This window comes from Ligilactobacillus ruminis ATCC 27782 (assembly GCF_000224985.1).
Lineage (GTDB): Bacteria > Bacillota > Bacilli > Lactobacillales > Lactobacillaceae > Ligilactobacillus > Ligilactobacillus ruminis.
This window is the reverse complement of the sequence record NC_015975.1, coordinates 415,519-428,902: the sequence shown is the minus strand read 5'-3', so window position 1 is coordinate 428,902 and position 13,384 is coordinate 415,519. Positions and strand designations below refer to the sequence as shown.

The following is a 13,384-nucleotide window of genomic DNA, read 5'->3' as shown; positions in this document are numbered from 1 at the left end:
TTACGCTCTCTTCCATCTTGTTCCTTGAGGAGTATCTTCCAAAATCACGCCCTTTTCCTTCAACATGTCGCGAATCTCATCGCTTCGCGCAAAATTTCTGGCTTTTCTGGCAGCGATTCTTTCTTCGATCAACGCCTCAATCTTTTCATCCAAAAGTTCCGTTTCTTCTTCAAATTTAATTCCGAAAACCTCTGCTGCCTTTGAGAAACCATCAAGCAGATACTCGATGGTTTCCAAAGAAACCGTTGCTTTTTCTGAATAAACGTTCAGCAGTTTGGCCATCTCATAAATGACCGCAATTCCGTTTTGGGTATTAAAATCATCATCCATCGCTTCAATGAACCGATTCTTCAAAGCACTGAATTTTTCACGAATCTCGGTTTCGACATCGCTCTTTTCAGCATCGTTTTTACGATAACGCAAATTGTCGACAGCCGTTTTCAATTTCTGAAGATTGGTCTTTGCCTCAGCAAGATTTGCCTGACTATAGCGAATCGGATGACGATACTGCGTCGTTGCCATGAAGAAACGGACGACTTGAGGATCGACCTTTTTCAGCAGATCATGAACCGTGACGAAATTTCCGAGCGATTTGCTCATTTTTTCGTCTTCTTCGCCAATCGTCACGAATCCATTATGCATCCAATAGTTGACGAACTTTTGCCCCGTCTCTGCTTCGCTTTGGGCAATCTCGTTTTCGTGGTGCGGAAATTCCAAATCCTGGCCACCGGCATGAATATCTATCGTTTTGCCCAAATACTTCGTTGCCATGACGGAGCATTCGATGTGCCAACCGGGCCTTCCGCTCCCAAAAGGCGCTTCCCAATGGATTTCACCTGGTTTTGCGGCTTTCCATAAAGCAAAATCAAGCGGATCTTCTTTTTTGCCCTGGTCAAAATCAGCCACTCGTTCGCTTGCCCCTTGTTCAAGATCGTCGACGGACTGGCCGGAAAGCTTACCATAGTCTTTAAACTTGCGCGCCCGATAATAAACGTCGCCTTCTGACTGATAAGCATATCCTTTATCGATCAAAACCTGGATAAACTTGATGATATCGTCCATCGTGTCCATTACTCGAGGATTCAGCGTGGCGCGCTTGATGTTTAACGCATCGATGTCTTCATAAAATGCAGCGATGAACTTGTCGGTAACTTCCTTGACGGTCATCTTCATTTCATGACCGGCTTTGATGATTTTGTCATCAACATCCGTAAAATTGGACACGTAGTCGACCTCATATCCTCGATATTCAAAATAGCGCCTGACGGTATCAAATGCCACTGCGCTTCTTGCATTGCCGATATGAATATAGTTATAAACCGTTGGTCCGCAGACATACATTTTAACCTTGCCTTCTTCAAGCGGTTTAAAAATTTCTTTTTTGCCTGACAATGTATTCAAAATCTGAATCATATCGTTACCTCCTTTTGAAATAATCTCATGTTTATATTATACGCAAAAACGCTGCATACCCAAAAGATATTTTGGTTTTTTCCAAAAAAGAGCCGGGAAACATCCCAGCTCTTCTGTTCAGCTTATTTGCCCATTTCTTCCAACGTTTTGTTTAAATGTTCAAGCACGCGCTTTTTGCCCAGCAATTCGATTGAAGGAGCAAGTTCCGGACCGTGCATTTCACGAGTCGTTGCAATGCGAATCGGCATGTAAAGCTTGCGGCCTTTGACTCCGGTATCCTTTTGAATGCCGCGAATCGTCTTTTGAATCTCAACGGCGTCAAAAAGCGGTAATTCCTTGATGCGCTTGGAGAATTCGTTCAAAACGACTGCAGCCGATTCATCTGAAAGCTCGTTCATGCAATCTTCATCAAGCTTTTGCGGTTCCGTGAAGAAAATCTCAGCCATGTCGGCCAATTGAGCCGTATAAGACATTTGACGCTTATAAAGATCAACCAAATGACGTGCCCATGCAATCGTCTTAAAATCGGGATTTTCAGGAATCTTGCCTGCTTTGATCAATTGCTTGATTGCAGAATCGGAAAGTTCATCGTTATCTGCAGCTTTGACGTACTGGTTGTTGACCCATTCAAGCTTTTTGCCGTCAAAAGCAGCCGGTGAGCGGCTCAAACGCTTTGGATCAAACATCTTGATGAAATCTTTTTGACTGAAGATTTCTGATTCGCCAACCGGTGACCAGCCAAGAAGAGTAATGAAGTTGAACATCGCTTCAGGCAGATATCCAAGCGAACGATACTGTTCAATAAACTGAAGCACGGATTCATCACGTTTTGAAAGTTTCTTGCCTGTTTCCGTATTGATGATAAGCGACATATGGCCAAATACAGGGGCTTCCCAGCCAAATGCCTGGTAAACCGCCAATTGCTTCGGCGTGTTGGCAACATGATCATCACCGCGCAAAACGTGCGTGATTTTCATCATGTGGTCATCGACGACAACGGCAAAATTATATGTTGGCATTCCGTCACGCTTTTGAATGACAAAGTCGCCGCCGATCGTATCAGAATTGAAACTGACGTGTCCTTTGACAATATCGTCCCATTCGTAAACGACGTTCTTCGGAACGCGGATTCTGACAACCGGCTTCAAGCCCTTGGCACGTGCCTCGTCTTGCTTGGCCTTGATTTCTTCTTTTGTCATGCCTTCATATTCATATTCGTAGCGAGGAGCCTCACCGCGCGCCTTTTGTGCTTCGCGCTGTTCGTTCAACTCATCTTCGGTCATGAATGATTCATAGGCAAGGTCTTTGTCCAAAAGTTCCTGAATCAAAGGCTGATAGATGCCCTTGCGTTCAGATTGACGATACGGGCCGTATTCGCCCGGCTTGTCCGGACCTTCATCCCAGTCGATGCCCAGCCAATGAAGGTTTTCCATCTGGCTGCGTTCACCGTCTGCAATATTGCGTTTCGTATCCGTGTCTTCGATGCGGAGTACAAAAGTCCCTTTATTATGTCTTGCAAATAAGTAGTTGAATAACGCTGTTCGTGCGTTGCCGATATGCAAGTGTCCCGTCGGACTTGGTGCATAACGCACACGAATCTTATCTTTTGCCAATTTAAGCGCCTCTTTCTGAAATTTGTCTATTACTGTTTTTAACAGTCATACATTATCGATTTTACAATGAATAGTCTGAAAAATAAACCTGCTGATTCAAAGTTTTAATTAGTTTTTTCGTTGATTCCGCGTTTTGAGTGGGAAGGCTTGGCGAAAATCATTCGTCCGGCATCGGTTTGCAATGCCGAAGTAACTTCGACTTCGATTGTCTTGTTCATATAATAGCGCCCGTCTTCAACGACGATCATCGTTCCGTCATCAAGATACGCAACGCCTTGCTGTCGTTCGGTTCCGTTTTTGATGACCATCACGTTCAGTTTCTCGCCGGGGATGACTCTTGGTTTGAGCGCTTTTGCCAATGCGTTGACGTTTAAGACCTGAACGTTTTGAAACTCGCTGACTTTATTCAAATTATAGTCGTTTGTCACGATGACGGCATCGATCATCCTGGCAAGTTTGATCAGTTTTGAATCAACTTCCTGAACGTCTTCAAAATCGCCCTCATACATTTCAACGGGCACGATCTTTTCAGACCGCAGCTTATTTAAGATGTCAAGTCCTCGCCTTCCTCTGACGCGCTTGATGCTGTCACCGGAATCTGCAATGTATTGCAGTTCATAAAGAACAAAATTCGGCACGACAAGCGTTCCTTCAATAAATCCTGTCTTTGCAAGATCATAAATACGCCCATCGATCAAAATATTCGTGTCAAGCAGCTTGTATTTATGGAAATTGTCTCCGACTTTTCGTTCCAAAACGTTGTCGGTTTCCTTTTTCCGATTGCTTCTTGATCCAAAGATGTTTTTAAGATCGTTCAGGCGCGTCTTGCCGATCACCCAGCCGAGATAAGCAAAGAGGATCATTACGATAATCGGAAGCACCGTATTAATAAAGAATAATTGCGAACGCCAAAAGATTGTCGAAATCAAAACTGCAATCAGCAATGAAATAACGACTGAAATGCTTTCCGCAAAAATGACCTCTGTTTTTTGCTGTGCCAACTTTTTTTCGAACTTTTTGATTATGTTTTCGATCGGGTCAACCAAAAAAACGGCTAAAATAAGCGTAACCAACAAGCCAATAAATGAGTTAATCACTGGACTTTGTAATAAATGGTTGCCAACCCTCAGGCTTTCCCATAATGGCGGCAAAAATGAATAGCCGATACTAATTCCAAGAATTGCAAAGACCAGCTGTATCATACGTTTTCGCATAATTTGCGGTCCCTCCATCCGTTAACTTTTAAATACTTGTTTGAGAGTTTCATTCAGGGTCTGAACCCCGACTACTTGAATATTGGACGGAAACTCCCAACCATCCAAATTGTTCTTAGGAACAAACGCACGCTTAAAGCCAAGCTTGGCCGCCTCCTTGACGCGCGCATCGATTCTTCCGACGCGTCTCACCTCGCCCGTCAGGCCCAATTCGCCGATGAAACAATCCGTCGCAAGCGTTTCTTCGTCGCGATAACTTGAAACGATGCTTACCGCAACCGCCAAATCGATTGCAGGTTCGTCAAGCTTGACGCCGCCAGCAGCCTTAAGATAGGCATCCTGATTTTGCAAAAGCAGCCCGGAACGCTTTTCCAAAACCGCCATGATCAACGAAACACGATTATGATCCAGACCGTTGGTCGTCCTTTTGGCATTGCCAAATGCAGTCGGTGTCACCAAAGCCTGCACTTCAGCTAAAATCGGGCGCGTTCCCTCCATTGAAACGACAACGGAAGAGCCGGTCGCACCCTGCAATCTTTCTTCCAAAAAGATTTCAGAAGGATTTTTGACTTCATTCAAACCGTCTTCTCTCATTTCAAAAACGCCGATTTCATTCGTTGAACCGAAACGATTCTTGACGGCACGCAAAATCCTGTATGTTCTGTGCATGTCGCCTTCAAAATAAAGCACCGTATCAACCATGTGCTCTAAAATCTTCGGACCGGCAATTGCGCCGCCTTTCGTCACGTGTCCGACAATGAAAACAGTAATGCCGTTGACCTTTGCGACCTGCATCAATGAAGCCGTCACGGAACGAATCTGAGCCACGCTCCCGACGGCAGAAGTCAATTCCGGATCCTGCATCGTTTGAACGGAGTCGATTACGACATAATCCGGCTTTAAATCTTCGACATTTTGCAAAATGCTTTGCATATCGGTTTCAGGATAGAGATAAAATTCGCTGCCGCCGACTCCAAGGCGATCTGCCCTCATTTTGATCTGATTGGCGCTTTCCTCGCCTGAAACATAAAGCACTTTACCGCCCATATCAGCCAATTCGCCGGAAAGCTGCAACAACATCGTCGACTTTCCGATTCCGGGATCGCCCCCGATCAGAACCATTGAGCTTGGAACGATTCCGCCACCGAGAACACGATTGAGCTCTGCATTTTTCGTGACGATTCGCGGCGTTTCTTTTGTCGAAATCGCATCAATCAGCTGCGGTTTGACCTTCGTGCCTGAAAAAGTCACTCGCGGAGCAGTCTGAACGTTTTTTGATTCTTCGATTTCCTCAACCAAAGTGTTCCACTCACCGCAATTCGGGCATCGTCCAAGATAGCGCGGAGAAACGTACCCGCATGTCTGGCAGACGAATCTGGTTTTTGCTTTTGCCACAAATAACGCCCCCTGTCTTCGCACTTATAATTATAAAACATTTATGCCTTCTTTATTCATAAATTTAATATAAGATATTATCTTCCAGATGAACCAAAGCCGCCTTTTCTTTCAGCCAACGGCTTATCTTCATCATCGATTTGAAGATAAGGCATAAAAATTCCCTGTCCGATTCGTTCGCCCTTTTTGATGACAACGTCTTTTAAACCGAAATTAAGCAATTGAAAGAAAATTTCTCCTTCGTTTCCGGAATTGTCATAATAATCGCTGTCAACGATTCCGACGCCGTTTGGCAGAACCAACCGGCGCTTGAGCGGATTGCTTGAACGATTGGCCAGCATCAAAAATTCGTCATCCTGCATGTAGGCCTTGATGCCGGTCGGAACCAAATATGGTTTCAGGCATGCGTCTGCTTTCACAAGATCTTCATTTGAATAATCTTTTTGTTTTCTGACCGCACGCAGAATTTTCAAGAAATCTTTTTTCCAAATACTCGGCAAAACAAAATCTTCTGCACATTCAAAATCGTACCCGGCAGCATTTCTGGTTGCTCTTTTCGGCAAATTCAGTCCTTTGTCCAAATATTTAGTTACAACTTTAAAACCACGTTTCATTTGCTCTTCGGACGGGGTGCGGCTGTTTCAGCCGCCCCGCCGCTCTCCTTTGTAATTTTTCTTCTCTTAACGACCGTCAATGCGGGGTTGCCGCAAAAACATCGTCTTAAGATCGTCTTGACTTTTAACTATACCTCCATTTTACCAAATTAATTCATTGTTTAATGTTATAATTTAACCAGAAATAATTTTCAGGAGGTATTTTCATGCGTTTCAAATGGAGCGAAAATGAGTTCGCATATCTTAACGATGATGATCAAACGCTTGCCAGCATCGGTTTTAAAATGATCAACGACAATAAAACCTACGTCGTTGAGCGCACTTGGGTTGATGAAAAGGCACGCGGTCAAGGACTTGCCAAAAAGATCACGGTCGAATTCCTGCAAAACGTCAAGCAGGAAAACAAAACCGTTCTTCCGCTCTGCTCTTATACTCAAAAATATTTCGCAAAGCACCCTGAGGTTGAGAACCTTTTATTTAAACGATAGTCCAGGAGGAGAAAAATGAATCAAAACGAACTTAAAAGCCTTGTCGGCAAAAAATCGGTCGAATGGATCAAAGACGGCATGACTGTAGGCCTTGGCACTGGTTCAACCGTCTACTACATGGTTGAAGAACTAGGACGACGCGTCAAAGACGAAAATCTTAAAATTACGGGAGTTACGACTTCGATCAGAACTGCCAATCAAGCCAAAAGTCTCGGAATTCCGCTCAAATCGGTCGACACCGTTGATCATATCGACGTTACGATTGACGGAGCCGATGAAATTTCCAGCGATTTTCAAGGAATCAAAGGCGGCGGTGCCGCTTTGCTTTACGAAAAAATCGTTGCCACAAATTCCGACAAGGTGATGTGGATCGTTGACGAAAGCAAGATGGTCGATAAATTGGGACGGTTCCCGCTTCCGGTCGAAGTTATTCCGTACGGCAGTCAAAAAATCTTTGAACGTTTCGAGAAAAAAGGTTTGAACCCTGCATTCCGAAAAGACGACAAGGGGGGACTGCTTTTGACGGACTCGGACAATTACATCATCGATCTTCATCTCGGACAAATCGACAATCCGCATGAGCTTGCAGAATATCTGATTCACCAGGTCGGCGTCGTTGAACATGGTCTTTTCCTTGACATGGTCGATACGGTAATCGTCGGTCGCCAAAACGGACTTGAAGTTCTCGAAGCAAAATAGCGTTTTGTCAAACTCGCTTATTTACTTAATTTAATAAATGCTATAAAATTATTAATAGTTTGTTAAAGGAAGGTGAACGTCTTGGCTAAAGACATTAGTGCAAACCAATTAAAGAAGTTCCAAGAAGAACTTGATGCAAAAGCAAATCACAACGTTGCGGAACGCGCCGTAACAAAGAACGGAATCTTGGCAACAAGTGCCGACTATCGTTCAGAAATCAACATGGATCCTGTTTTCTCAATTGATTTGGATACGGGAAAAGTTGCCAATCAAAAACAATCCGGACGCTGCTGGATGTTTGCCGCATTGAACACGATGCGTCATGACATGAAGGACAAATTCGGCGTTGCAGACGATTTTGAGCTTTCACAAAACTATACTTTCTTCTGGGACAAGCTTGAAAAATCAAATTATTTCTATGAAAACGTCATTAAGACGGCCGCATTGCCAACATCTGATCGCAAGGTTGCCTGGCTCATGCAGACTCCTCAACAAGACGGCGGCCAGTGGGACATGTTCATGGCCATCATTGACAAATATGGCGTCGTTCCAAAGTCAGTCATGCCAGAAACGTTCAATTCTTCTGCATCCCGTGAATTCAATTCAACATTGAATCTGAAACTTCGCAAGGATGCCGTCGAATTGCGCGAACTCGTCAATGCCAATGCTTCAGAAGATGAGCTTGAAGCAAGAAAACAAAAGATGCTCTCAGAAGTTTATCGCATGTGTGCCTACAGTTTCGGCGAACCGCCTGCAAAATTCGACTTCGAATATCGCGACAAGGACAAGAACTATCATCTTGATCGTGACCTGACTCCGCAGGAATTCTTCAAGAAATACGTTGGCTGGAATACGGAAGACTATGTTTCCGTCATCAATGCACCGACAGAAGACAAGCCTTACAACCACATGTACACGATTGAAATGCTCGGCAACGTCATCGGTGGACGCGAAGTTCGTCACTTGAACGTCGACATGGACACGTTCCGCAAAATTGCGATCAAACAGCTTGAAGCAGGTGAAAGCGTTTGGTTCGGCTCAGACGTTGGCCAATCATCCGATCGCAAAAAAGGAATCATGGATACTGAACTTTACCACAACGACGAATTGTTCGATGTTGATTTCTCAATGTCCAAAGCAGAACGCCTTGACTACTGCGAAAGCTTGATGACGCACGCAATGGTCTTGACAGGCGTCAACCTGGTTGATGGCAAGCCTGACAAGTGGAAAGTCGAAAACTCATGGGGCGACCAAGTCGGAACGGATGGCTTCTTCGTCATGAGCGACAGCTGGATGGAAGAATACTGCTACCAAGTCGTCGTTAACAAGAAGTTCCTGCCAAAAGAACTCCAGGAAATTTTGAAGGAAGAGCCAAAGGTTTTGGCTCCTTGGGATCCGATGGGTTCTTTGGCAAAATAAGCGTCATACTTATAAAGACTCAAAACAGGATTGGATTTTTGCATCCAATCCTGTTTTTGCTATAAAATTTTCTTTTCGACGATTTTCAATCGATGGTCGAGTTCATAAATTATCGGTGTTCCGTTTGCAACCTCGACGCCATCTATTCCCTGATCGCTGATGTGCTCAATGAACTTGATCATCGCGCGCAGAGTGCTCCCGTGAGCCACGACAAGCTGGTTTTCTCCGTTAAGCAATTTCGGTGCAATTCCATCCGTCCAGTAAGGCACGATTCTGTCATAAGCCATCTTCAAGCTTTCGCCGCGCGGCACGACGACATCAGGAAAACAATCGTATCGCCTGTCGTGATCAATTTTTTCCAATAGCGGCGGCACCGTATAAAATGAACGACGCCATAACGCAACCTGTTCTTCACCGTATATTTCGCGCGTTCTCTTTTTGTTTAAGCCGCGCAATGCCCCGTAATGTCGCTCGTTCAAGCGCCACGTTTTATGAATCGGCAAATAGCTTTGTCCGATTTCATCCAAAACGATGTTTGCGGTCTTGATTGCGCGCACCAAAACGGAAGTGTGCACGTCCGAAAAGTTGATTTTTTCATGAAACAGCAACTTGCCCGCATGTCGCGCTTGACTGATGCCTTTTCTTGTCAGCGGAGAGTCGGACCATCCCGTATAAACGTCTTCTTTATTGGCAATGCTTTGCCCGTGTCTGATTAAAACCAACTTTACCATGCCGTTACCTTCCAAATCTTTAGAATAACTATATGATAACACGAAAACCCAATCGCAAAAAGTCCTCGTCGACTTTTACATTGGCGGGGACTTTGTCAGTTAGTTGTTTTTGGCTTTTTCGGAAAGCAGGTTCAATTGTTCCAAGTCATTTGCAATTTTCTTGTAATTAATTGAACGATTATCGACGCTGTCGACCAAAATATGCAGTCGATTGCTGTCTTCTTCAGATTTGGCAACGACGTCTTCCATCGTTTCGCTCATCTTGTTGATGTATTCGGCGTTTTCGCCTTGAATGCTCAAGACGTCATCCATATAAACGCCCACGTTTGCGCCGGATTCTTTGATCGTTTCAAACCCTTCCGTAACATCGCTGACGGCTGCATTCGTTTTTTCAATCACCCTGGTTACGGACTCGACCTGTTTTTGCAGCTGAACGACGACGTTTCTGAGCTCATTCATCGAAGACAAAATTTCGCGCGAAAATCCTTTGGTGCTTTGAGCAAGATTGCTTGTTTCGCTCGCAACGACCGCAAAGCCTTTGCCGGCTTCTCCGGCTCGGTTGGCTTCGATTGAAGCGTTCAGCGCCAAAATAGTGGTACTTTCGGCAATATCGTCAATGCTTTGTGCTTTGGTTGAAATGTTGTTAAATTCAGTGCGCAAAGTGCCCACCTCGTTCGTAATGTTTTTGATGAACTTGTCAAGATTGTCGACAATATTGCCCATTGTCTCAAAGTCTTCCTTTGAACCTTCGATTGCATCGCCCGTAACCTTCATCTCGCCTAAAACGGCTGAAATTTTTTCTTCCAGTTTGTCATTCGTTTTGGCAAGTTCCTTTGATGTTTCCGAGGATTCACGAATGCTTTCGATCGTTTCCTGATTGACGTTCAGGAGCTGATCCAGACTTTGCGTCGAATCGCTATCCATTTTCATCAGATTTTGAAACTGTTTTTGCGTTTGCTTTGTCAAATCATAAACCGTTGAATAGTATTCCGTTGCCGTAATGTTTTCATGAAGATCTATTTCTGATTCCTTTTTTTCTTCCAAAACGACTTCATCTTTCTTTTTGAACCATTTCATTATTTGATTTCTTTCCTTTCTATTCGATTCCGAGCAGAACCATCGTTTGGTTGCAATGATCAAAGTTATATTGCTCGCCAGCACTGATGAATCCGGCTTCTTTTTCGTTCAACTCGTCCAATGACGCAAAAACTTCGCGCCATTTTCCGGGTTTTTTAAAATACAGATCTCTCAGGACGCAATTGATCGAAAGCAGCGTGCTGGGTTTCATGCCCATCTTTTCTCTTGTCTCTGCCATAATCTGCTTCATATCACCTAACCCGAGCACGTCGATGAACTTGTTCGGAATAATTTCCGAATAAAAAGTAATCGAATGGTCGTGATTGATCTTTTGAGGCGAATTGATGAACAATTCGCCATCAACTTTTTGTCCTAACGGATGCGAAATGAACGCATCATTCAAATCGCAAAGCGAAATGCCTAATATTCTGGCATACTCTTCATCGGCCGGCCGATTATTGAACGTATAGACGCAACGCTTGATCGGATCGGCATTCGTAACGAACATCTTCTTTCCGGTCGGCACATAAATATTTTCTTTGACGAGTTTCGTCCGTTTTTTGCAATCAACGAAAATGCACAGATGCTTGACACGATGGCTGCCATAATAGATCAGCGTTTCATCGTGTTTCATATCGCCTGCGGAACCACCGATCATCTTGAAATCAGTCCTCATGAAGTAAAGACTCGTCAAAATCATGTCTTCTTGACCGGACAATCCGTCAGCAATCAGATACATGAAAGCATTCGGATTGTCTTTGACCTTGTCGTAGGCTTTTTTCAGATCATAGCGCGACAATATCGGCGGGTCGGCAATCGGCACGATTTCGCATTCATTTTTATCAATGACAAACCCGGTAAATCCGCGTTCTTTGCGTTCACCTGCATAAGTTTGCGCAAATGACGACGCGACAATCACGTTTTCCGGAAGTCTTGCGTCAATCATTTCGATTTCGGCATATGTACTGAATAAAACAAGGATCTGGTCAGAATTCAAAGCTGCGTATTCCAAAACCTGCTTGCTGTTTTCAAAGGTCACCGTCTGCATGAAATCCCCTCCAAAATCAAATTTTTTTCTCCTCTTTTTTAACTTCAATAACCTTCTTTTCTATAGAAAATCGACAAAATATCAATGCTTTTTAAGCTTATTAATAAATGTTTTTGCTTTTTCTCGCAAAAAAAGAATCACAGAAAACTGTGATTCTTTTTTTTATTTATATATCGTAGAATTCTGGTTTTAGTTATATTCGGCAACGCCTTAGTTTACGCGTCCGTATGAATCAGGATGATAATAATTCATTGACGTAACTTTGACGTGATCCCCCGTTGTCGGTGCATGCACAAAGTTTCCGCCGCCGATATAGATACCAACATGTCCCGTACCCCAGAAGACCAAATCGCCTGGCTGCAATTGGCTTTCAGAAATCGGCGTACATACCGCTTTTTGAGCCCCAGCAGTTCTTGGGAGCTGCTTGCCGAAAGCTGCAAACACGTATTGAACCAAGCCGGAGCAGTCAAAGCCGGAAGGTGATGTGCCGCCGTAAACGTAAGGCACCCCTTGGAACGACAATGCGTAACCGACAACGCTGCCGTACTTGGCTGCCGGAGCAGCGCTCGTATTGCTTGTCTGTTGCGTGCTTGCTTGAGCAGCAACGTTGTTATTGTTGTTATTATTATTGTTGTTATCTGACTTCGTAACTGAAGCAACCGCATTGTTTGCATCGTTGAGAGCATTCTGCGCGTCGCGTTCGTTCTTGGCATTGGCAACTTTTTCAGCTGCTTCTCTTGCCTTCTTTTCTGCTTCCTGAGCAGCTTTCCTGGCAGCTTCGTCTTCCTTTGCTTTCTTGACTTCAAGCTGCGTCTTTTGAACGGCTAATTGTGCCAGATCATTGTTGAAATTCTTGTTTTCTTGTGCCTGATCGGCTGCAGCCTTGTCAACGACTGCCTTATCGGCAGCAACCTTTTCCTGATCGGCTTTTTGCTGAGCAACGGCCTCGTTGTTGGCATGAACCAGAGTTGCGACCGTAAATGTGCGGCCGATTGCTTCAGACAGGCTCCTTGACTTTGAAACAAAGTCGATCATCGAACCGGCATTGTTGACCTGAGCGGCACGCGCCTGACGGGCAAGCTGAGCTTTGCGAGCCTTGATGTTCTTCTTCAAACCGTCGATTTCCATTGTTTTTTGGTATTGAAGATCTTCAAGCTTGGAAAGTTTTTCCTGACCTTCCTTGATGCTTTTTTCCGTATCCTTGATCTTTTGCGTGATCGCATCGATATCTGCCTGCGTATCTGCTTTGGCGGATGATTCCGCAAAACCTGCGAACGTCAACGCTGCTGCAGCTGTCAATGTTATCTTGAACAACTTAGAATTTCTCATTAGCGACTACCTTCCTAAACAACTAAATTTAACCAGAATACCGAAATTTCTTTCGTTCGTTTTAAGTACAATAGCTATGTTACCATTTAACAATCCTCAACTCAATTACAGTAAATTTACAAAATCGTTCAAAAAAGCCTCTAATGTTACAAAAATGTTTCACGAAGATTCCCTTAGTTGCTGCGCACCCGGATAAATGCCATTTTATCGGCTTTCAAACTGTTTTCGTCTCGTTTTTGACATTACAGTCTGTAATATTTCTCTTTTGTTACAAATTATTTTTTCTAATTTAAAACGTTTCCAACCGCTTATCGAGATTCCGGATGCTTATTCTTTACTCAGAA

Annotated in this window: 12 protein-coding genes; 3 read left to right on the top strand and 9 right to left on the bottom strand. The window is 44.0% G+C overall.

All coding sequences use genetic code 11. The features are described from left to right. From cysS to LRC_RS02115, 5 genes are all read right to left on the bottom strand, one after another. Positions 1 to 1,413, bottom strand: a complete 1,413-nt coding sequence (gene cysS, locus LRC_RS02135) for a cysteine--tRNA ligase (protein ID WP_014072961.1) — start codon at positions 1,411 to 1,413, stop codon at positions 1 to 3. 122 nt (positions 1,414 to 1,535) lie between these two features. Further along, positions 1,536 to 3,026 (bottom strand): glutamate--tRNA ligase, encoded by a 1,491-nt coding sequence (gltX, locus tag LRC_RS02130; RefSeq protein ID WP_014072960.1) that lies wholly within the window; start codon positions 3,024 to 3,026, stop codon positions 1,536 to 1,538. 104 nt (positions 3,027 to 3,130) lie between these two features. Beyond that, the gene (locus LRC_RS02125) at positions 3,131 to 4,240 is read right to left on the bottom strand and encodes a PIN/TRAM domain-containing protein (RefSeq protein ID WP_041819827.1); all 1,110 of its coding nucleotides are present in this window, start codon (positions 4,238 to 4,240) and stop codon (positions 3,131 to 3,133) included. A gap of 21 nt (positions 4,241 to 4,261) precedes the next feature. Beyond that, positions 4,262 to 5,635 carry a DNA repair protein RadA gene (radA, locus tag LRC_RS02120; protein WP_014072958.1) on the bottom strand — a complete coding sequence of 458 codons (1,374 nt, stop codon included), beginning with the start codon at positions 5,633 to 5,635 and terminating at the stop codon, positions 4,262 to 4,264. Positions 5,636 to 5,712: 77 nt separating this feature from the next. Beyond that, positions 5,713 to 6,249 carry a dCTP deaminase/dUTPase family protein gene (locus LRC_RS02115; protein ID WP_014072957.1) on the bottom strand — a complete coding sequence of 179 codons (537 nt, stop codon included), beginning with the start codon at positions 6,247 to 6,249 and terminating at the stop codon, positions 5,713 to 5,715. Between the two features lie 206 nt (positions 6,250 to 6,455). Here LRC_RS02115 and LRC_RS02110 point away from each other — a divergent pair, with 206 nt between their 5' ends. The 3 genes from LRC_RS02110 to LRC_RS02100 all read left to right on the top strand — a co-directional run bounded on the left by LRC_RS02110 (position 6,456) and on the right by LRC_RS02100 (position 8,855). After that, on the top strand, positions 6,456 to 6,737 hold the full coding sequence (locus tag LRC_RS02110; RefSeq protein WP_014072956.1) for a GNAT family N-acetyltransferase: 282 nt from the start codon (positions 6,456 to 6,458) through the stop codon (positions 6,735 to 6,737). 15 nt (positions 6,738 to 6,752) lie between these two features. Further along, positions 6,753 to 7,436 (top strand): ribose-5-phosphate isomerase RpiA, encoded by a 684-nt coding sequence (rpiA, locus tag LRC_RS02105; RefSeq protein ID WP_014072955.1) that lies wholly within the window; start codon positions 6,753 to 6,755, stop codon positions 7,434 to 7,436. A gap of 81 nt (positions 7,437 to 7,517) precedes the next feature. Beyond that, entirely contained in the window at positions 7,518 to 8,855 is a 1,338-nt protein-coding gene (locus LRC_RS02100) for a C1 family peptidase (RefSeq protein WP_041819823.1), read from the top strand. A 59-nt stretch (positions 8,856 to 8,914) separates the two neighbouring features. Here LRC_RS02100 and LRC_RS02095 read toward each other — a convergent pair whose 3' ends face one another. The 4 genes from LRC_RS02095 to LRC_RS02080 all read right to left on the bottom strand — a co-directional run bounded on the left by LRC_RS02095 (position 8,915) and on the right by LRC_RS02080 (position 13,040). Further along, entirely contained in the window at positions 8,915 to 9,586 is a 672-nt protein-coding gene (locus LRC_RS02095; protein ID WP_014072953.1) for a 2,3-bisphosphoglycerate-dependent phosphoglycerate mutase, read from the bottom strand. Between the two features lie 99 nt (positions 9,587 to 9,685). Continuing rightward, complete coding sequence (locus LRC_RS02090; protein ID WP_014072952.1) at positions 9,686 to 10,663, bottom strand: methyl-accepting chemotaxis protein; 978 nt, start codon at positions 10,661 to 10,663, stop codon at positions 9,686 to 9,688. A gap of 19 nt (positions 10,664 to 10,682) precedes the next feature. Beyond that, positions 10,683 to 11,711 carry an FIST signal transduction protein gene (locus tag LRC_RS02085; protein ID WP_014072951.1) on the bottom strand — a complete coding sequence of 343 codons (1,029 nt, stop codon included), beginning with the start codon at positions 11,709 to 11,711 and terminating at the stop codon, positions 10,683 to 10,685. A gap of 210 nt (positions 11,712 to 11,921) precedes the next feature. Then, a complete protein-coding gene (locus LRC_RS02080) occupies positions 11,922 to 13,040 on the bottom strand; it encodes a C40 family peptidase (protein WP_014072950.1) in 1,119 nt (372 codons plus the stop codon). Between the last annotated feature and the right edge of the window lie 344 nt (positions 13,041 to 13,384).

Excerpts from the sequence above, each read along its gene's own strand:
- cysS (WP_014072961.1), bottom strand. The coding sequence starts at position 1,413 with ATGATTCAGATTTTGAATACATTGTCAGGCAAAAAAGAAATTTTTAAA.
- LRC_RS02125 (WP_041819827.1), bottom strand. The coding sequence starts at position 4,240 with ATGCGAAAACGTATGATACAGCTGGTCTTTGCAATTCTTGGAATTAGT.
- LRC_RS02115 (WP_014072957.1), bottom strand. The coding sequence starts at position 6,249 with ATGAAACGTGGTTTTAAAGTTGTAACTAAATATTTGGACAAAGGACTG.
- LRC_RS02110 (WP_014072956.1), top strand. The coding sequence starts at position 6,456 with ATGCGTTTCAAATGGAGCGAAAATGAGTTCGCATATCTTAACGATGAT.
- rpiA (WP_014072955.1), top strand. The coding sequence starts at position 6,753 with ATGAATCAAAACGAACTTAAAAGCCTTGTCGGCAAAAAATCGGTCGAA.
- LRC_RS02095 (WP_014072953.1), bottom strand. The coding sequence starts at position 9,586 with ATGGTAAAGTTGGTTTTAATCAGACACGGGCAAAGCATTGCCAATAAA.
- LRC_RS02090 (WP_014072952.1), bottom strand. The coding sequence starts at position 10,663 with ATGAAATGGTTCAAAAAGAAAGATGAAGTCGTTTTGGAAGAAAAAAAG.
- LRC_RS02085 (WP_014072951.1), bottom strand. The coding sequence starts at position 11,711 with ATGCAGACGGTGACCTTTGAAAACAGCAAGCAGGTTTTGGAATACGCA.
- LRC_RS02080 (WP_014072950.1), bottom strand. The coding sequence starts at position 13,040 with ATGAGAAATTCTAAGTTGTTCAAGATAACATTGACAGCTGCAGCAGCG.